The sequence below is a fragment of the Klebsiella sp. Shm-1 genome, from assembly GCF_040804525.1.
Lineage (GTDB): Bacteria > Pseudomonadota > Gammaproteobacteria > Enterobacterales > Enterobacteriaceae > Klebsiella > Klebsiella pneumoniae.
This window is the reverse complement of the sequence record NZ_CP161823.1, coordinates 171771-191762: the sequence shown is the minus strand read 5'-3', so window position 1 is coordinate 191762 and position 19992 is coordinate 171771. Positions and strand designations below refer to the sequence as shown.

The window sequence follows — 19992 nt, the reverse complement described above, 5'->3', positions numbered from 1 at the left end:
TGAGGCTAAGACATCAGCGGTTTCAGTTGCTGATAAATCTGGCGGAAGGTTTCCCGCTGCGGCGCATAGTGGGCCACACGGCGATCGTCCGGGCGATGGGCTTGTTCAAGCGGCAGCGGCTTCAGCAGCCCGGGGCGGTCTGCCTCGTCGTGAACCGCCAGCTGCGCCAGCCTGGCCGCCCCCAGCGCCGGGCCGACATCGCCCCCGGTACGGTAATCGAGCTGCAGGCCGCTGATATCCGCCAGCATTTGCCGCCAGTAAGCGCTGCGCGCCCCGCCGCCGATAAGCGTGATGCTCTGCGGCTTGATGCCGCAGGCGTGCACCACGTCCATACCATCCGCCAGCGCATAGCCCACCCCTTCCAGCACCGCCCGCGCCAGCTCTGCCGGCCCATGCTGATGCGTCAGGCCAAAAAAGACGCCCTTAGCCTGCGGGTTGTTGTGCGGCGTGCGTTCGCCAGACAGATAGGGCAGGAACCACACCGGACCGGCGCTTTCATCCGCCGTCTGCGCCGCCGCGATCAGCGCCGGCACGCTGGCGAGACCGGTTAATTTTGCCGCCCAGTCCAGACAGGAGGCCGCGCTGAGCATCACCGACATCAAATGCCAGCGGCCCGGCAGGGCATGGCAGAAGCTGTGCACCGCGCTTTCGGGTTTGCTAAGGAACCCTTCACTGACGGCGAAGTAGACGCCTGACGTACCCAGCGACAGCATCGCCTGACCGGCATCGGCCATGCCGACCCCGACCGCGCCCGCGGCGTTATCGCCCCCGCCGCCCACCACCAGCGCCGGCGGCATATTCCACGCCTGCGCCACCTCAGGTCGCAGTTGCCCGGTGACGTCGCTGCCTTCGAACAGCGCCGGCATCGCATCCCGACTGAGATCGCAGGCGGCGAGCATCTCGTCGCTCCAGTCGCGCCGGGCGACGTCCAGCCACATCGTGCCGGCGGCGTCAGACATATCGCTGGCGAGCTCGCCGGTCATGCGCAGGCGCAGATAATCCTTGGGCAGCAGCACTTTATCGACCTGGCTGAACACTGCCGCCTCGTGGCGCTGTACCCATAAGAGCTTCGGCGCCGTAAAGCCCGGCATCATCAGGTTGCCGGTGATCTGCCGGGAAGCGCTGACTTTGTCTTCCAGCAGCTGGCACTCTTCGGCGCAGCGGCCGTCATTCCATAAAATGGCCGGACGCAGCACCTGTAACGATTTATCCAGTAGGGTGGCGCCGTGCATCTGCCCGGCAATGCCCAGCGCCTTCACGTCGCGCAGGCTATGCTGCGCGCCCAGGGCTTTCATCGCCGTGTCCGTCGCCAGCCACCACTGTTCGGGATCTTGCTCCGACCACAGCGGATGCGGACGCGAGACGGTGAGTTTTTCGGTATGCGATGCCACTACCTCACCCTGCTCATTGAGCAGGATGGCTTTGACGCCCGACGTCCCCAGATCGATGCCGATATACATACTCCCTCTCCTTAAACGCGCGCCACGGCTGAGCGTGGCGCGAACAGAGCATCCTGGTTGCGGCGCCGGTCACCCCGGGCGCCGCCGCATGATTACTTGTCAAACAGATAATGGTTGACCAGGTTTTCCAGTTGTTCCTGCTGGCCGCTGCGATGCTGCGGCGCCAGCTGATGCTGAGCGGCATACTGGGCAATATCGCTCAGGGTCATCTGCCCGTTAAGGATCTGCTGCCCCAGCTCACCGTTCCAGCCAGCGTAGCGTCTGGCCACGCGCTTATCCAGTTCGCCGTCCTCGATCATCCGCGCCGCGACCTTCAGCGATAGCGCCATGGTATCCATCGCGCCAATATGACCATAGAACAGATCGTATTTGTCGGTGCTCTGCCGGCGCACTTTCGCATCAAAGTTGAGCCCGCCGGTGGTGAAGCCGCCCGCTTTGAGGATTTCATACATCACCAGCGCATTCTCTTCGACGCTGTTCGGGAACTGGTCGGTATCCCAGCCCAGCTGCGGATCGCCGCGGTTGGCGTCAACGGAGCCGAACAGCCCCAGCGCGATGGCCGTCGCAATCTCATGATGGAACGAATGACCAGCGAGCGTCGCGTGGTTAGCTTCAATATTCAGTTTAATCTCTTTTTCCAGACCAAACTGTTTGAGGAAGCCGTAAACGGTAGAGGCATCATAGTCATACTGATGCTTGGTCGGCTCCTGCGGTTTGGGCTCAATCAGCAGCGTGCCTTTAAAGCCGATTTTATGCTTATGCTCCACCACCAGCTGCATAAAGCGGCCAATCTGCTCACGCTCCTGGCGCAGGTCGGTATTCAGCAGGGTTTCATAGCCCTCGCGACCGCCCCACAGCACATAGTTTTCACCGCCCAGTTGATGAGTGGCATTCATGGCGGTGACCACCTGGGTGGCCGCCCAGCTAAATACTTCCGGATCCGGGTTGGTGGCCGCGCCGGCGCCGTAGCGCGGGTTGGTAAAGCAGTTTGCGGTCCCCCACAGAAGCTTCACGCCGCTCTGCTGCTGTTTCTCAGCCAGCACCTCGACCATCCGGGCGAAGTTATTGCTGTACTCCTTGAGCGAAGCGCCTTCCGGCGAGACGTCAACGTCGTGGAAGCAGTAGTAAGGCACGTTGAGTTTATGGAAGAATTCGAACGCCACATCGGCTTTGCGTTTGGCCATCTCCAGGGCATCGCCAGGCTGCTGCCAGGGACGATCAAAGGAGCCCACGCCAAACATATCGGCGCCATTCCAGCAGAAGGTGTGCCAGTAACAGGCCGCAAAACGCAGATGATCTTCCATCCGTTTGCCCAGCACCAGTTCATCCGGGTTGTAATGACGGAAAGCCAGCGGGTTAGTGGATTTCGGGCCTTCGTAACGAACGCGATCGAGTTGATCGAAATAGGTCTGCATAGAGAACTCCATATTCAGAGATGCGGCGAATAACCAATCAGATACCCTAAATAATTCGAGTTGCAGGAAGGCGGCAGGAGCGCGAGTCCCCGGTAACCGGGGGCGGAGCAACGAATGTCACCAACCCACCTACAACTTGAAGTATGACGGGTTTAAGCCAATATAGAATTTCGCTTTCATTTTCCTCAATTACGTTATTTCACACCGCCATTGAGAGAATCCACAAACGTGCGCCAGCTCGCAAAAATAATATCCAGTCGCCGTTGCGCCGCTCTGTCAGAGACAGTCCAGTGCAATAATAAGAGCGTGCATGAATAAAATACGATCGCCGTCATAATTTGCACATTAAACGAAATTTCATAACGGCAAAATAAGAACCGGTAATTGCCAGCCCTGCTTTCCGCGTTAAGAATCTGTAACGTATCCGCAACCTCATGTATCAAACATTATTTTCCGTTCGTCTTACCTACCCTTACAAAAAAGGTATCGTTATTATGAAGATAAAGAACCTTTGCCTTACGCTTTGCGCCAGCTCCCTCCTGCTCGCCAGCATGGCGGGGATGGCGAAAGAAGTGAAGATTGGCATGGCCATCGACGATCTGCGTCTGGAGCGCTGGCAGAAAGACCGTGATATTTTCGTCAATAAAGCGGAATCCTTAGGCGCCAAAGTTTTTGTCCAGTCCGCTAATGGCAATGAAGAAACGCAGATGTCGCAAATTGAAAACATGATCAACCGCGGCGTCGATGTGTTAGTCATTATTCCTTATAACGGCCAGGTACTCAGTAACGTTATTAAAGAAGCCAAGCAGGAAGGTATTAAAGTCCTGGCCTATGACCGTATGATTAATAATGCCGACATTGATTTCTATATATCTTTCGATAATGAAAAAGTTGGTGAAATGCAGGCGCAAAGTCTGGTCGACAAAGTGCCGCAGGGTAATTATTTCCTGATGGGCGGTTCGCCGGTGGATAATAACGCTAAACTGTTCCGCGCCGGACAGATGAAGGTTCTCAAGCCGTATGTCGATGATGGCAAAATTAAGATTGTCGGCGATCAGTGGGTTGACGGCTGGCTGCCGGAGAACGCGCTGAAAATAATGGAAAACGCGCTAACGGCGAATAATAACAAGATCGATGCCGTGGTCGCCTCCAATGACGCCACCGCCGGCGGCGCCATCCAGGCCTTAACCGCCCAGGGGCTGGCCGGCAAAGTGGCGATCTCCGGTCAGGATGCTGACCTGGCGGGCGTGAAGCGCATTATTTCCGGTACCCAGACGATGACCGTCTATAAACCGATAACCACCCTGGCCACCAACGCCGCTGAAATCGCCGTTGAGCTGGGTAACGATAAGCAGCCGAAGGCCGATACCACGCTGAATAACGGCTTAAAAGACGTCCCTTCGCGCCTGTTAACGCCAATTGAGGTGAATAAAGAGAATATCGACGCCACGGTGATTAAAGACGGTTTCCATAAAAAGAGTGAACTGTAATGGCTGACGCCCCGCTGCGGGGCGTCATTTTCATCCCGCCGGATATCACTGTTGCGGAGTCTTTATGACCTGGCTACTCGAAATGAAGAACATCACCAAAACCTTCGGCGCTGTTAAAGCCGTGGATAACGTCAGCCTGCGCCTGAACGCAGGCGAGGTGGTCTCGTTATGCGGTGAAAATGGGTCGGGGAAATCGACGCTGATGAAGGTGCTGTGCGGTATCTATCCGCACGGAAGCTATGAGGGCGAGATTATTTTTGCCGGCGAAACGCTGCAGGCAAACCATATTCGCGATACCGAACGCAAAGGCATCGCCATTATTCATCAGGAGCTGGCGCTGGTGAAACATCTCACCGTGCTGGAGAATATTTTCCTCGGCGCCGAGATATCCCGCCATGGTCTGCTGGATTATGAAACCATGACGCTGCGCTGTCAGAAGCTGTTGGCGCAGGTCAATCTGCCCATTTCCCCCGATACCCGCGTCGGCGACCTCGGCCTTGGTCAGCAGCAGTTGGTGGAGATCGCCAAGGCGCTGAATAAACAGGTTCGCCTGCTGATCCTCGACGAACCGACCGCCTCCTTAACCGAACAAGAAACCGCGACGCTGCTGGCGATCGTTCGCGATCTGCAAAACCACGATATCGCCTGCATCTATATCTCGCATAAGCTCAATGAGGTCAAAGCGATCTCCGATACGATCTGCGTGATCCGCGACGGCAAGCACATCGGCACCCGCGATGCCAGCGGCATGAGCGAAGACGATATCATCACCATGATGGTCGGCCGCGAGCTCACCGCGCTCTATCCCAGCGAGCCGCACGCCCACGGCGAGGAGATCCTGCGGGTTGAACATTTAACCGCCTGGCACCCGGTAAACCGCCATATTAAACGGGTCAATGACGTCTCATTTTCCCTGCGTCGCGGAGAAATCCTCGGCATCGCCGGGCTGGTCGGCGCCGGACGTACCGAGGCGGTACAGTGCCTGTTCGGCGTCTGGCCGGGGCGCTGGCAAGGGGAGATCTTTATTGATGGCCAGCCGGTGAGCATCTCTAACTGCCAGCAGGCCATTGCCCACGGCATCGCCATGGTGCCGGAAGACCGCAAAAAAGACGGCATCGTGCCGGTGATGGCGGTGGGCAAAAACATTACCCTCGCGGCGCTCAACCAGTTCACCGGCGCAATGAGCAGCCTGGACGACGCCGCCGAGCAGCACTGCATTCAGCAGTCCATTCAGCGTTTGAAAATTAAAACCTCCTCGCCGGAGTTGGCGATTGGCCGTCTGAGCGGCGGCAACCAGCAAAAGGCGATTCTGGCGCGCTGTCTGCTGCTCAATCCGCGCATTCTGATCCTCGACGAACCCACCCGTGGCATCGATATCGGGGCGAAGTATGAAATTTATAAACTGATTAACCAGCTGGTGCAGCAGGGCATCGCGGTCATTGTCATTTCATCCGAACTGCCCGAGGTGCTCGGTCTCAGCGATCGGGTGCTGGTCATGCACGAAGGCAGACTAAAAGCCAATTTGGTTAATCAACATCTGACCCAGGAACAGGTGATGGAAGCCGCGCTGAGGAGCGAACGCCATGTCGAAGAACACGTCGTCTGAAATCAAACTCACCCCAACCGCCCCCGCGGCCCTGCCGGCGCTAAAAGGGCTGAATCTCCAGGTCTTCGTGATGATCGCCGCCATCGTCGTCATTATGCTGTTTTTCACCTGGGTTACCGATGGCGCCTACCTGAGCGCACGCAATATCTCCAACCTGCTGCGGCAGACGGCCATCACCGGCATCCTCGCCGTCGGCATGGTGTTTGTGATTATTTCGGCAGAAATCGACTTGTCCGTTGGCTCGATGATGGGGCTGCTGGGCGGCGCTGCGGCGATCTTTGACGTCTGGCTCGGCTGGCCGCTGCCGCTCACCATTCTGGTGACGCTGGTGATGGGCCTGCTGCTCGGCGCGTGGAACGGATGGTGGGTAGCCTATCGCAAGGTGCCCTCGTTTATCGTCACCCTTGCCGGGATGCTGGCGTTTCGCGGCATTCTGATCGGCATCACCAACGGGACCACCGTCTCGCCCACCAGCCCGGCGATGTCGCAGATCGGCCAAAGCTACCTGCCAGACGGCATCGGCTTCGGCATCGGCGTTGTCGGCATGGCGGTGTTTATCGTCTGGCAGTGGCGCGGGCGGATGCGCCGGCAGGCGTTAGGTCTGGCGACCTCGTCCTCCACCGCCGCCGTCGGCCGCCAGGCCATTACCGCGGTGATTGTGCTGGGCGCAATCTGGCTGCTCAATGACTATCGCGGCGTACCGACCCCGGTGCTGATCCTCGCCGCCCTGCTGCTGGCGGGCCTGTTTATGGCCACCCGCACCGCCTTTGGTCGCCGCATCTACGCCATCGGCGGCAACCTGGAGGCGGCCCGTCTGTCCGGGATTAACGTCGAGCGTACCAAGCTGGCGGTGTTTGCCATTAACGGCCTGATGGTCGCCATTGCCGGGCTAATCCTCAGCTCACGGCTCGGCGCGGGGTCGCCTTCGGCGGGCAATATCGCCGAACTGGACGCCATCGCCGCCTGCGTCATCGGCGGCACCAGCCTGGCGGGCGGCATCGGCAGCGTCGCCGGGGCGGTAATGGGGGCGTTTATTATGTCGGCCCTGGATAACGGCATGAGCATGATGGACGTCGCCACCTTCTGGCAATATATCGTTAAAGGCGCCATTTTGCTGCTGGCGGTGTGGATGGACTCTGCCACCAAGCGGCGCGCATAAGGAGAGACTCTCTGAAGAATGTCTGAATTCTTTGCGCTACCGCCAAACTTCGCCATAAGGCGCTTGAAATATCTCGGGCATTAGCCGGTAGTGTATACCCAACATCATTCGGGTTGCAGACGGCGCCCCCGGCCGCGTACCGGCGTACGTGGCCGGGATGAGTGGTAAGTCAGGCCATCGGCAACATCTTGAATGAAGGGGTATGACCGGGGTTAGAGCAGGAACATTATCTATGTTTGAAAAGCGTCACCGTATAACGCTGTTATTTAACGCCAACAAAGCTTATGACCGCCAGGTAGTTGAAGGTGTCGGCGAGTATCTGCAGGCCTCCCAGTTGGAGTGGGATATCTTTATTGAAGAGGACTTTCGGGCACGCATCGAAAACATCAAAGAGTGGTTGGGCGATGGCGTTATCGCCGACTATGACGATCCCGAAATCGAAAAGCTGCTGGCCGATGTCCACGTGCCCATCGTCGGCGTCGGCGGATCTTATCATCAGCCAGAGCAGTACCCGCCGGTCCACTATATCGCCACCGACAACGCCGCACTGGTGGAAAGCGCTTTTCTCCATTTGAAGGAAAAAGGGGTGCACCGCTTCGCGTTTTACGGACTCCCCGCCTCCAGCGGTAAACGCTGGGCGGTAGAGCGCGAGTATGCCTTCTGCCAGCTGGTCGCGAAGGAGAAGTATCGCGGCGTGGTCTACCAGGGGCTGGAGACAGCGCCGGAGAACTGGCAGCACGCGCAAAACCGGCTCGCCGACTGGCTGCAAACCCTGCCGCCGCAAACCGGCATCATCGCCGTCACCGACGCCCGCGCCCGCCACGTCCTGCAGGCCTGCGAGCTGCTGCATATCCCGGTGCCAGAGAAACTGTGCGTTATCGGCATCGATAACGAGGAGCTAACCCGCTATCTCTCTCGCGTCGCCCTCTCCTCTGTCGCCCAGGGCACCCGCCAGATGGGTTATCAGGCGGCAAAATTACTCCACCGGCTGTTGAATAACGAGGCCCTCCCGCTGCAGCGCCAGTTGATCCCGCCGATGCGCGTCGTTGAGCGACGCTCCACCGACTACCGGTCGTTAAACGATCCCTCCGTGATACAGGCGATGCATTACATTCGCAACAATGCCTGCAAAGGCATCAAGGTGGAACAGGTGCTCGACGCCGTGGGCATCTCTCGCTCTAATCTGGAAAAACGCTTCAAAGAGGAGGTCGGGGAGACCATCCACACGGTGATCCACAGCGAAAAACTGGAAAAGGCGCGCAGCCTGCTGGTGTCCACTAGTCTGTCGATCAATGAGATTTCGCAGATGTGCGGCTATCCGTCGCTGCAATATTTCTATTCGGTGTTTAAGAAGGAGTACGACGTGACGCCGAAGGAGTACCGCGATCGGCACAGCGAGGTGATGCTGTAGGGTAAAAAAATGCCCGGCGACAAGGCCGGGCATCCGGATTACAGATGGGCGGCGATGAGCCGCTGATTGTCCTGATACATCGCGAAGAGATAGTTGTTGTAGCTCGACCCTTTGGTCGAATACCCCTTCAGCTTATGGATCATGGTGCTGGCAGTTACTTCCTGATCCGCCTTGCGCAGCTGCAGGCGCGACTTGCGGAAAGAAGAATAGGCCGGGTGGGTGTTCAGGTTTGTTACGTAAGCCTGCACCGACTGCTCTACCGACTCAAACTGCGAGTAACCTTTCATCGCGCCGCGGCAGCGACCGGCGCCGCACTTCATGCCGAACAGGTTGTTATTCTCGCGCGCCAGCCTGGAGGTACCCCAGCCACTTTCCGCCGCCGCCATGGTCGCCACCATGCTGTTCGGAATAATGTCGACACGCTCAAGCAGCGCGTTCCAGGGCACATGACGCGTATTGCCTGACCACTTCACCTTATAACGGGAAGCGATATCCTTCAGGCGCGCCTTCTCAGTCGGTGACCAGCGAGCATCGTACTGCTTGGAAATAAGCCAGTTACGATCCGCAGTAATCGCCTGATTCTGCTTGGTAATATAAGGCATGACCGTCCGGAGAAACGCTTTTTTCCTTGGTGTTCCGGAAGGGTATTTTCGCAAGTCAGGAAGTGAACTGCTCTTTACACTATTGCGAGAATACTCTTGTTTACTGCTTACCTTAGTACTACTTATCTTCTTTACCGTTGGGGCTTTATGACTCTTTGTCGCTGTGTGCGTTGTCGCCAACACACTACCTGAAAAGATGCAGGTTAGTAACATAAGTATGGCGGCCCCATATCGTCGTATGGGATTCGATATCATCAGGTCTCCTGGTCGGATATATGCATTCCAACACCTTGTTTTTCACAAAAAAACGATAGCTGAATCGCTAATAGTATCAAAAATACGCACTGAGGGCATCAACAGAAATAGTCCAATTCCGAATTGCTGTCATCTGAAATCGGTTTCTGCGGCGCATCGCCAGCGCGAAAATGCTAGCTTCGTCTCATTTTTAGCCTATTTTTTGAGCGGTGTCACTCACCCCTTTTCATCCTCCTGGTAAAACGCGCGTCAGGATGAGTTCACCCGCGCGGCGACAAGGCACACTAGATAAAAACCGCTCACAGGATCTCGCAATGAAACTCGCTGCGCTTGCCACGTTATTCGTGCCTGGGATGGCCTTTGCCGCCTGGACTACCACCGACTTTCCTGCTTTTACCGAAGAAGGGACCGGCCGATTCATCAGCCAGAAAGTGGTTGAGAAGGGTACACGTCCCCTGCAGCTAAATTTTGACCAGCAGTGCTGGCAGCCTTCCGGCGGCATTAAGCTCAACCAGATGCTGTCCATGGAGCCCTGTCGCGGCACACCGCCGCAATGGCGCATCTTCCGCCAGGGTCTGTATACCCTGGAGGTGGATACCCGTTCCGGCACGCCAACGATGATGATTTCGCTGGAGGAAAAAGAGACCAGCGCCGCGGCGCCGCAGATCCGCCAGTGTCCGAAGTGGGACGGAAAACCGCTGACCATCGACGTCAGCAAAACCTTCGCCGAGGGCAGCAAGGTCCGCGATTTCTACAGCGGCAATGTCGCGACCGTCAGCGGCGGCAAAATCACCCTGCAGCCCGCCTTCGGCAGCAATGGACTGCTGCTGCTTGAGCGTGCCGAGACCGCCGCCCCGGCGCCGTTTGACTGGCACAATGCCACCGTCTACTTCGTCCTGACCGATCGCTTCGTAAACGGTAACCCGGCCAACGACAACAGCTATGGTCGCCATAAAGACGGCATGCAGGAGATCGGCACCTTCCACGGCGGCGACCTGCAGGGATTAACCAGCAAGCTGGATTATCTGCAGCAGATGGGAGTTAACGCCCTGTGGATCAGCTCCCCGCTCGAGCAGATCCACGGCTGGGTCGGCGGCGGCACGAAGGGCGATTTCCCTCACTACGCCTACCACGGCTATTACACCCAGGACTGGTCGAAACTGGACGCCAACATGGGGACCGAAGCGGATCTCCGCCGACTGGTGGATGAAGCGCATAAGCGCGGAATACGTATTCTGTTCGACGTGGTGATGAACCATGCCGGCTACGCCACCCTGGCCGACATGCAGGAGTTCCAGTTCGGCTCCCTGTATCTGCAAGGAGATGAGCTGAAAAAAACTCTCGGCGAGCGCTGGACGGACTGGAAGCCGGGCGCGGGACAGACCTGGCACAGCTTTAACGACTATATCAACTTCAGCGACAAAGCCGGGTGGGAGAAATGGTGGGGTAAGAAGTGGATCCGCACCGATATCGGCGATTACGACAATCCGGGCTATGACGATCTCACCATGTCGCTGGCCTTCCTGCCGGACCTGAAAACCGAATCGAAGGAGGTCTCAGGCCTGCCGAACTTCTATAACCATAAACCAGACACCGCAGCGAAAGCGATCCCGGGCTATACGCCGCGCGACTATCTGACACACTGGCTGAGCCAGTGGGTACGTGACTACGGCATCGATGGCTTCCGCGTCGATACCGCCAAACATGTGGAGATGGACGCCTGGCAGCAGTTAAAAACCCAGGCCACCGCCGCGCTGGCGGAGTGGAAGAAAGCCAATCCGGATAAAGCGCTGGATGCGGCGCCGTTCTGGATGACTGGCGAAGCCTGGGGACATGGAGTGATGCAGAGCGATTATTATCGCCACGGTTTTGATGCGATGATCAATTTCGACTACCAGGACCAGGCGGCGAAAGCGGCGACCTGTATGGCCAATATTGACCTCACCTGGCAGCAAATGGCGGACAAGCTGCAGAGCTTTAACGTCCTGAGCTACCTCTCCTCGCACGATACGCGGCTGTTCCGCGAAGGCGGCACCACCGCGGCGGAGCTACTGCTGCTGGCCCCTGGCGCCGTGCAGATTTTCTATGGCGACGAATCATCGCGCCCGTTCGGCCCCACCGGCTCGGACCCGCTGCAGGGTACCCGCTCGGAGATGAACTGGCAGGATGTCAACGGCAAGGCGGCCCGCAGCGTTACCCACTGGCAGAAGATCGGCCAGTTCCGCGCTCGCCATCCGGCAATCGGCATGGGCAAACAGACAACGCTGTCGATGTCGCGTGGTTACGGGTTCGTGCGTGAGAGCGGTGAAGACAAAGTGATGGTCATCTGGGCCGGCCAGCAGCAGTAATCCACATGTGGCTCTCCGCCCTGCGGGGAGCCACCATTTAGAACAAAATGCTAACAAAATAGCAATATACAGGATAAAGATAAAAACCCGCCTCCTCCCGCCGATTTGCACCACGCCAGCGCTGGCGTTATGGTTAGCCACTTTCCAGAACCACCGATAGACTATTCGCGATGACATTTTCCCTTTTCGGCGACAAATTCACCCGTCATTCAGGCATCACCCGCTTGATGGAAGACCTTAATGACGGTCTGCGCACGCCGGGCGCTATTATGCTGGGCGGCGGCAACCCCGCTCAGATCCCGGAAATGAATGACTACTTCCAGCAGCTGCTGGCCGACATGCTGGATAATGGCAAAGCCCTTGATGCGCTTTGTAATTATGATGGTCCACAGGGCAAAAGCGAGCTGCTGGCTCTGCTGGCGAACATGCTGCGCGACGAGCTGGGCTGGGAGATCGAACCACAGAATATTGCGCTAACAAACGGCAGTCAGAGCGCATTTTTCTACTTATTTAATCTGTTTGCAGGCCGTCGGGCAGATGGCACCACCCGTAAGGTACTGTTCCCACTGACGCCGGAATATATCGGCTACGCCGATGCCGGTCTGGAAGAGGATCTGTTCGTTGCCACCCGGCCGAACATCGAACTGCTGCCGGAAGGCCAGTTTAAGTACCATGTTGATTTTGAGCATCTGCAGGTGACGGAAGAGACCGGGATGATCTGCGTCTCGCGCCCCACCAACCCGACCGGCAACGTCATCACTGATGAAGAGCTGATCAAACTGGATGCGCTGGCGAATCAGCACGGGGTCCCGCTGGTGATTGATAACGCCTACGGTGTACCGTTCCCGGGCATTATCTTTAGCGACGCCCGACCGCTGTGGAATCCGAACATCGTGCTGTGTATGAGCCTGTCCAAGCTGGGCCTGCCGGGCAGCCGCTGCGGGATTATCATCGCCAACGAAAAAATCATCACCGCCATCAGCAACATGAACGGCATTATTAGCCTCGCCCCTGGCGGCATCGGGCCGGCAATGATGTGCGAAATGATTAAACGACAGGATCTGCTGCGCCTGTCAGAGACGGTGATCAAGCCCTTCTATTACCAGCGGGTGCAGGAAACCATCGCCATTATTCGCCGCTATCTGCCGGAGGAGCGCTGCCTTATTCACAAACCGGAGGGGGCAATCTTCCTCTGGCTGTGGTTTAAGGATCTGCCGATCTCCACCGAGCTGCTGTATCAGCGGCTGAAAAAGCGCGGCGTGCTGATGGTGCCGGGGGATTACTTCTTCCCTGGTCTGGATAAACCGTGGCCGCACACCCACCAGTGTATGCGCATGAACTATGTACCGGACCCGCAAAAAATCGAAGCCGGAGTGAAAATCCTCGCCGAAGAGGTTGAATTTGCCTGGCGCGAACAGGAAGCATAGTCTCTGACGCCGCGGGCGGGTAACGTTCGTCAGCGACCCCATTCACGCCAGCGCCAGCCGCTGGCGTTTTTGCGCGCATAGCGCTTCCAGCTCCGCGGGAACCATCACCCGCAGCGCCTGCGTCGGGCAGGCGGCCACGCAGGCCGGTCCTTCGGCGCGGTGATGGCATAGATCGCATTTCAACGCCTGCGCCTGCTGGTTCATTACCGTAACGGTCATCGCGCCGTACGGGCAGGCCACCATGCAGCTTTTGCAGCCGATGCAGCGCCGCTGGTCGACCCACCAGACGTCATTGTCGCGCTGAATCGCCCCCTGTGGGCAAACGCTGGCGCAGGGCGCATCCTCGCACTGCCGACAGGCCATCGCCGTCGATATGTCACCGCTTTTCACCACCCGGATACGCGGCGCGAAATGGTTCGTCGACAGGGCGGCGACATCCTGCGCCTGCTGGTGCGCCACCGCGCAGGCCACTTCGCAGGTACGACAGCCGATGCACCGCTGGGCATTGGCAATAAGAAACTGGTTCATCCTCTGCTCCCTGGGGATAAAACCGCAGGGTGCCAGAATATCCCCTGCCCGCGCTTTGATCCTGAATGGAATCAGCGCTGTTTTTTGTCAGATGGCCGGCAGGATGTGGTCATTTGCCTGACGCTTCACGCACCGTGAAACCCAGCTCACGCGAAATTGCTTCGGCGGTCTCACGTAGTGGTTTTAACAAGTTCTTTTCGCCAGCTCCCCGGCACGAAGTCCGCCGGGGAGCCGACGTTAATGATTACCGGAACAATGCCTTATCGCGCAGGATATGATCGTTGCCGCGACGGCGGGTGAAGCCAATCCGATCGAAATACTCCAGGATCTGGATCGCCAGCTTCCGCCCGACGTTTAAGGTATCGCGGAAATCCGCCGCGCAGGTTGAACCGCGCAGCCGATCCAGCTCGCGCACCCGCTGGGCGAACTGCACAATGCGATCGTTGCGGTAGTAACGATCCTTGACGATCGCAGTAATCATCCCCTGCTGCGCCGCCTGGCGCAGCACCGCGCGCATCAGGGACTCTTCAACATGGACTTCGCGCGCAAGATCGCGCACCCACCACGGATCGTCGCCGAACAGAGTCTCCACCTTCTGCCAGACCGCCTGCTGCTCGTCGGTAAACCCGGCTTTATGCTCCGGCAAATGCAGCCAGCCGTGATGGCTGTGGACTAAGCCGCTCTCGCGCATCTGCTCAATCAGCAGCAGCACCAGCGCTTCATCTTCCATCGGCAGCGCGATGCGGCGCAGGCGCTCCCGGCCAGGGCCCGGCTCGTCTCGATGCTGCTCATGGTAGCGCGCAAGGGCATCCAGCAATTTTCGCTGCCAGCGGGCGGCAAGCGGCGCGCTAAGCAGGCGCTGTCCGGCCTGCAGATAGTCCGGTCGCTGGATCAGGGCCGCCATTCCGGCTTCGCTGAGCTGCCGCGCCCAGGCGAAGTGCTCAAGCCGGACGGCATCCCGCTGCAGATGCAGCTCCAGCGCCTGCGCATCGTCAGCGCCGACCGCTGCCAGGGCGTGCAGCCACTGCAGATATTCCGGTTTACGTTTGCCGCGACGCGGAGGATCCAGCGTCACCACCCGTGCGCCCGCCAGCGTCAAGCGAGCAGAGATATCGCGGAGCACCAGCCGGTCGTTATCCGCCAGCCACAGCGGAGTATCCAGCACCAGCTCCGCCAGGTTGCCCTCAAGGAGAGACACCCGGCCGGTAATGTGGCTGGCAGCATGGTGAATATGCAGCGGCTGCCACTGGCTGAGCGGCGTATGGCACTGCAGCTCGACAATCACCCGTTCTGCTGGCTCCGGCGGTGGTGAGGAGAGCAGCCAGTCGCCGCGGTGCACTGCCTCTTTTTGCGCATCGCCGACAATGTTCAGCGCAATGCGCTGTCCGGCGTGCGCCTGCTCAACCGCTTGATTCTGGGCATGCAGGCCGCGGACGCGCATCGGCGTGTTGACGCCGGTAAGCCATAGGGTATCCCCGACCCGTACTTCGCCGGAGAGCGCCGTCCCGGTGACCACCAGCCCCGCGCCTTTGACGGTAAAAGCGCGATCCAGCGCCAGGCGAAACCGCTGCTGCTGCGGGCGGGGGCGCTCCGCAAGCTGCAGCAGATGGCTGCGCAGTTCCGCAATACCGATGTTTTCCGCCGCCGCGGTGGGAAAGAAAGCGACGGCGTCAAAGCCCAGCTCGCCCAGGGTCTGCTCGACCTCTGCCTGAACCTCCGCCACCCTGGCGGCCGCCACGCGGTCCGTTTTGGTCAGCGCCACGGTCAGCGTCGGCTTTCCGGTCAGCTGCAGGATCGCCAGGTGTTCGCGGGTTTGCGCCATCACCCCGTCATCGCAGGCTACCACCAGCAGCGCATGGTCAATACCGCCCACCCCCGCCAGCATGTTGGACAAAAACTTTTCGTGCCCGGGAACGTCAATAAATCCCAGCACCCGCCCGTCCGGCTGCGGCCAGTAGGCATAGCCGAGATCGATCGTCATTCCCCGCGCTTTCTCCTCCGGCAAACGATCGGCATTCACGCCGGTTATCGCCTGCAGCAGCGTCGTTTTGCCGTGGTCAACATGTCCAGCGGTGGCAATAATCATCGTAACAACATCTCCATAAAGCGGGTTTCATCTTCCAGACAGCGCAGGTCCAGCCAGAGCCGACCGTCATAAATGCGGCCAATCACCGGACACGGCAGCGCGCGCCAGCGGGCCGCCAGCGCCTCCAGCCGGCTACCGCGGCCGTCATGCGGGGTAAAGGTCAACGCCGCGCTGGGCAGGCGGTCGACGGGTAACGAACCGCTGCCAATCTGCGACTGGCAGGCTGCCACGCTGACGGCAAAGTCAGCATAGTGTGCCGCCAGGTCAGGCAGCAGGCGTTCAGCCAGCCGGCGGATCTCTTCCGCCGGACGGGTGAGCAAGCGCAGCGTCGGTAATCTCTCCGTCAGCACCTCCGGGTGCTGATAGAGGCGCAGCGTGGCTTCCAGCGCCGCGAGGGTCATTTTATCGGCGCGCAGGGCCCGCTTCAGCGGATGGCTTTGCAGCCGGGCAATCAGCGCGCGTTTGCCGACGATAATTCCGGCCTGCGGGCCGCCGAGCAGCTTGTCGCCAGAGAAACTGACCAGGCTCACCCCGGCGGAGATCATCTCCTGCGGCATCGGCTCCTTCGGCAGGCCATACTGGCTGAGATCCACCAGCGACCCGCTGCCCAGGTCGGCCACCACCGGGATGTCCAGTTCGCGGCCAATGGCCGCCAGCTCCGCTTCGTCGACGGCTTTGGTAAAGCCTTCAATGCTGTAGTTGCTGGTGTGAACCTTCATCAGCAGCGCGGTATTGTCATTCACCGCCTGACGATAGTCTTTGGCATGGGTGCGGTTGGTGGTACCCGCTTCGTGCAGCTGACAACCCGCCTGACGCATCACATCAGGAATGCGAAATGCGCCGCCGATCTCCACCAGTTCGCCGCGGGAAACCACCACTTCGCGGCCGCTGGCGGTGGCCGCCAGCATCAGCAGAACGGCCGCCGCGTTGTTGTTCACGATACAGGCATCTTCCGCGCCGGTGATCTGGCACAGCAGATCGGCAATGGCGCGATCGCGATGGCCGCGCCCGGCGTCGTCGAGATCATATTCGAGCGTCACCGGCGCGCGCATCGCGCTGGCAACCGCCTCCACGGCCGACTCCGCCTGGATGGCGCGCCCCAGATTGGTATGCAATACCGTACCGGTGAGATTAAACACCGGACGCAGGGCGCTCCGCTGGCCGGCGGTGAGCCGCTGCGCGCAGGCGCTCGGCCAGTCATGGCTCCAGTCAGGCAGTGTCTGACACTGGCGGATCTGTTCCCGCGCCTCGTCCAGCATCTGGCGCAGCTGCGTCACCACCTGCGAATGGCCGTGCTGCGCCAGCAGGGAGGAAAAAGCGGGGTCGCGTAGTAAGCGGTCAATGGCCGGAAGCCGGGTATAAAGCGCACGAATTTCGGTAGTCATGAATGGGCCTGGCGGTAAGTTATTTTCCCCCCTCCCGACGGGAGAGGGAGTCAACAATCAGCGGCGATTGTAACGCCTCCTTGCGCAAACTGTTACCTGCCTGGGTCAAGTCCGCGGCGGTTCAGTGCGCGCAAAGCTGGCGCGCTGGAACAACGCATCCACCAGCTTCACCAGCTGCGGCCGGGTGGCGCACCAGCCGGGCGCGACCCGGCGAAAGTTCAGATAAGCAATGGCGCAGGCCGTGGAAATGGTCGCCAGATTAACCTCGTCGCCGCGCAGCGTTCCGTCTGCCGCGCAGGCTTCCAGCCTGTCGAGACCGCGAGCCACTTTCTCCCGCTGGCGGAGCAGTTCTTGCTCTGACTGTTGCGCACCCGGGCGAGCCTTTTCACGCACCAGCGCCTGGGCGGCCTCCATCACGCCATCCGCCAGCGCCTCTAGCTGGCGCATCCTGAGAGCGGCTCTGGGGTCGGCGGGGATCATCGGCGGCGCCACGCCCAGCAGCTCCAGATACTGGGCGATGACCGGGGAGTCAAACCAGCACTCACCGTCGTCCGTCACCAGCGCCGGTACCTTGCCCAGCGGGTTATAGCGCGCCACACCGTTGCTTTCGCTGTAGGGGGATTCGTTGACAAACTCAAATGGGATGCGCTTTTCCAGCAGGATCACCGATATTTTGCGCACAAAGGGACTGGTGTAGCTGCCGATCAGTTTCATAGCCTGCTCCTTATCGCCAACAAATTATCGCCAACAAAGATATGAGTATGGCTCAGGGCAGGACAAAAGGCAGGTGAGCGTCCGGCTCAACCTGCCGCCGATCGCATTAATGATCGAGATAGAGGTAGTGCATCCAGCTGGTCATCCGCAGCAGCACTTTACGCATCACCGAGACGTGGGTGAAATGGTCGGAGTAGACCGCTACCTGCGCGTAGATACCATCAGGCAGCGCATCAATTTCGGCATTGGGGTCGAGCTCGATGGTCGCCAGCACGCCATCGCTGCCCGGCATCACGGTCAGCGACTGTAACGCCCCTTGCGCCTGATAACTTCCTCCCGGCACCACCGGTAAAATACTCACCAGTTTGCCGTGGAACACCTGCCCGGGCAGGGCGTTAAACACCGCTTCCGCGTCGTCGCCTTTCTCCAGCCTTAACAGGGAATTTTGCCGAAACTGGGCGACGATCAGCCGTTTTTGCTCGGGGATAAACACCATCACCGGACGCAGCGGCAGCGAGGCGGCATAGGTCCCCGGACGGATCAGCACCTGGGTGATATACCCATCGCTTGGCGCCCGCACGGTGGTCTGATCGAGATTATATTTCGCCTCCGCCAGCTGGGCGCGCAGGCTGGCCACTTGCGACTGCTCGCCGTTGATCATGCTGTCCAGCTGGCTCTGGATCTGCGCCTGCTCCGCCACCGACGCCTTGACCAGCGCGTCCTGGGCAAGGTAATTCTGCCTGGCGTTATCGATGTCGCTTTCCGAGAACGGGTTCACCCGCGCCTGGCTCCCTTTCAGGTAGCGCTGATAGTCCTTGTATAAGCGATCGCGTTCCGCCGACACGCGGGTGGTGTTGGCCTGGGCTTCAGAGAGCTGCGCTTTGAGGGTGTTAATACTGTGCAGCGCCGTCACCAGGTCGGCCTGCAGACGGTCGACCCGCGCCTGATAGCGCGCCGGGTCAATAGTAAAAAGCACCTCACCCTTTTTGACGCGCTGATTCGCTTTGTCGGTGACGCTGTTAACCACTCCGGTAACCTGCGGCGTAATAGGAATAGATATCACCGCCTTTTGCGCCAGAAAGGTGTAAGGGTGGTTATAGTTCATTAATAAAATAAGCGCGCTAACAATAAATACGCCCCCCAGCGCCGCGGTAGGTACCGTCCATTTATTTACCGGTATTTTGAAGATTTTAAATATCGACCAGGCGATGGCCACGTAGGTCAAAATTATCAACAGATCCATAGATTATTTCTCCGCCGCAGAGGTGGACTGCGGCCGCTGGATGGCCGCCACCTGGTGTTCAAGGTCGCTCAGTCGTTGGCGAAGCTGTTGTATATCGGTCTCTTTTTCAGGTTCGTCAGGGGCCGTATTCGCCTTATGCTGCATGCCCCAGCCGCGCTCAGGCTGGTACAACGTGGCCCAAATCCATAAAAACGGCCAGATGACGTGGAGAGTAAAAAGACTGACCCATCCGGCGACATGAATAGCATCGGAATGAGGGTGGTTGCGTTTTTTGGCGATCAAATAAGGAATATCGTGAATAATGATAATCCCATAAAAAATGACCAGAAAAACGAAGATCAGAACGCCCAGCGCAAAATAATTGAGAAACATAATTCCCTCGGCTTTACGCTAATAATTTATATGAATTTTATTCACGACCCACTGACATTCGGGCCGCTATTTTGAGCATAATTCACGCCTTTCATTTTTGCCATCCGGCGTAAAAAAGTTATTCGGCAGTTAAGGTTGCTTAGTTACAGAGCCATCTCGCCCTGGCCGCAAAACCGGGCCGAGATCACAGCGGCAAAAATCCACCGTGAAATTCTTTGTGATCAAAATCACAAACAAACAACAAAACCACGAAACAAAATTGTGACAAATATCACACAAAAAGGCAGATCAGCGGCTAAAAAGGCGCTGTGTTGTTTTTTTACACAGGAATTATGTGATCAGCATCACTACAAAAAGCGCTTTGCCCCCTATATTCATGTGATCCGTATCACACAAAAGGGCGCTGGCTGGACAGCTAAACGATTCAGTGCCAGATTTCGCACTATCAATCAGGGCCCGGCTACCTCTGCCGCCACATTAACAACAAACCT

Annotated in this window: 15 protein-coding genes and 1 pseudogene; 6 read left to right on the top strand and 10 right to left on the bottom strand. The window is 58.5% G+C overall.

Annotation, left to right across the window (positions count from 1 at the left end; translation table 11 throughout):
* Positions 1-5 precede the first annotated feature (5 nt).
* Together xylB and xylA are read right to left on the bottom strand one after the other, a co-directional pair.
* On the bottom strand, positions 6-1460 hold the full coding sequence (xylB, locus tag AB1E37_RS00930) for a xylulokinase (protein WP_004150156.1): 1455 nt from the start codon (positions 1458-1460) through the stop codon (positions 6-8).
* A 92-nt stretch (positions 1461-1552) separates the two neighbouring features.
* Positions 1553-2875 (bottom strand): xylose isomerase, encoded by a 1323-nt coding sequence (gene xylA, locus AB1E37_RS00925; RefSeq protein ID WP_002922139.1) that lies wholly within the window; start codon positions 2873-2875, stop codon positions 1553-1555.
* 494 nt (positions 2876-3369) lie between these two features.
* On the opposite strand from xylA, the gene xylF reads away from it, so the two are divergent.
* The 4 genes from xylF to xylR all read left to right on the top strand — a co-directional run bounded on the left by xylF (position 3370) and on the right by xylR (position 8541).
* Positions 3370-4365 carry a D-xylose ABC transporter substrate-binding protein gene (xylF, locus tag AB1E37_RS00920; protein WP_004152040.1) on the top strand — a complete coding sequence of 332 codons (996 nt, stop codon included), beginning with the start codon at positions 3370-3372 and terminating at the stop codon, positions 4363-4365.
* A 64-nt stretch (positions 4366-4429) separates the two neighbouring features.
* Positions 4430-5971, top strand: coding sequence for a xylose ABC transporter ATP-binding protein (locus AB1E37_RS00915; protein WP_032434528.1), 1542 nt, complete (start codon positions 4430-4432; stop codon positions 5969-5971).
* Positions 5949-7130: a xylose ABC transporter permease XylH gene (gene xylH / locus AB1E37_RS00910; protein ID WP_002922349.1), complete on the top strand. Its 1182-nt coding sequence runs from the start codon at positions 5949-5951 to the stop codon at positions 7128-7130. Before AB1E37_RS00915 ends, xylH begins: the two co-directional genes overlap by 23 nt.
* A 232-nt stretch (positions 7131-7362) precedes the next feature.
* Positions 7363-8541 (top strand): D-xylose utilization transcriptional activator XylR, encoded by a 1179-nt coding sequence (xylR, locus tag AB1E37_RS00905; protein ID WP_002922351.1) that lies wholly within the window; start codon positions 7363-7365, stop codon positions 8539-8541.
* A gap of 38 nt (positions 8542-8579) precedes the next feature.
* Here xylR and AB1E37_RS00900 read toward each other — a convergent pair whose 3' ends face one another.
* Entirely contained in the window at positions 8580-9398 is an 819-nt protein-coding gene (locus AB1E37_RS00900; protein ID WP_004188166.1) for a protein bax, read from the bottom strand.
* 314 nt (positions 9399-9712) lie between these two features.
* Here AB1E37_RS00900 and AB1E37_RS00895 point away from each other — a divergent pair, with 314 nt between their 5' ends.
* Together AB1E37_RS00895 and avtA are read left to right on the top strand one after the other, a co-directional pair.
* Positions 9713-11746, top strand: coding sequence for an alpha-amylase (locus tag AB1E37_RS00895; protein ID WP_004173926.1), 2034 nt, complete (start codon positions 9713-9715; stop codon positions 11744-11746).
* 170 nt (positions 11747-11916) lie between these two features.
* Complete coding sequence (avtA, locus tag AB1E37_RS00890; RefSeq protein ID WP_002922359.1) at positions 11917-13173, top strand: valine--pyruvate transaminase; 1257 nt, start codon at positions 11917-11919, stop codon at positions 13171-13173.
* A 42-nt stretch (positions 13174-13215) separates the two neighbouring features.
* On the opposite strand, the gene AB1E37_RS00885 is transcribed toward avtA, so the two are convergent.
* The 7 genes and pseudogenes from AB1E37_RS00885 to AB1E37_RS00855 form a co-directional block, all read right to left on the bottom strand.
* Positions 13216-13701, bottom strand: coding sequence for a 4Fe-4S dicluster domain-containing protein (locus AB1E37_RS00885; protein WP_002922360.1), 486 nt, complete (start codon positions 13699-13701; stop codon positions 13216-13218).
* Between the two features lie 109 nt (positions 13702-13810).
* A pseudogene (locus AB1E37_RS00880) lies at positions 13811-13903 on the bottom strand (IclR family transcriptional regulator); the annotation flags it as partial.
* 42 nt (positions 13904-13945) lie between these two features.
* Positions 13946-15787 (bottom strand): selenocysteine-specific translation elongation factor, encoded by a 1842-nt coding sequence (gene selB, locus AB1E37_RS00875; protein WP_004173923.1) that lies wholly within the window; start codon positions 15785-15787, stop codon positions 13946-13948.
* Positions 15784-17172: an L-seryl-tRNA(Sec) selenium transferase gene (selA, locus tag AB1E37_RS00870; protein ID WP_032447938.1), complete on the bottom strand. Its 1389-nt coding sequence runs from the start codon at positions 17170-17172 to the stop codon at positions 15784-15786. Before selA ends, selB begins: the two co-directional genes overlap by 4 nt.
* Positions 17173-17277: 105 nt before the next feature.
* Complete coding sequence (locus AB1E37_RS00865) at positions 17278-17886, bottom strand: glutathione S-transferase (protein WP_004145238.1); 609 nt, start codon at positions 17884-17886, stop codon at positions 17278-17280.
* A gap of 106 nt (positions 17887-17992) precedes the next feature.
* Positions 17993-19129 (bottom strand): HlyD family secretion protein, encoded by a 1137-nt coding sequence (locus AB1E37_RS00860; protein WP_032447939.1) that lies wholly within the window; start codon positions 19127-19129, stop codon positions 17993-17995.
* Between the two features lie 3 nt (positions 19130-19132).
* Complete coding sequence (locus tag AB1E37_RS00855; RefSeq protein ID WP_004152044.1) at positions 19133-19501, bottom strand: DUF3302 domain-containing protein; 369 nt, start codon at positions 19499-19501, stop codon at positions 19133-19135.
* Between the last annotated feature and the right edge of the window lie 491 nt (positions 19502-19992).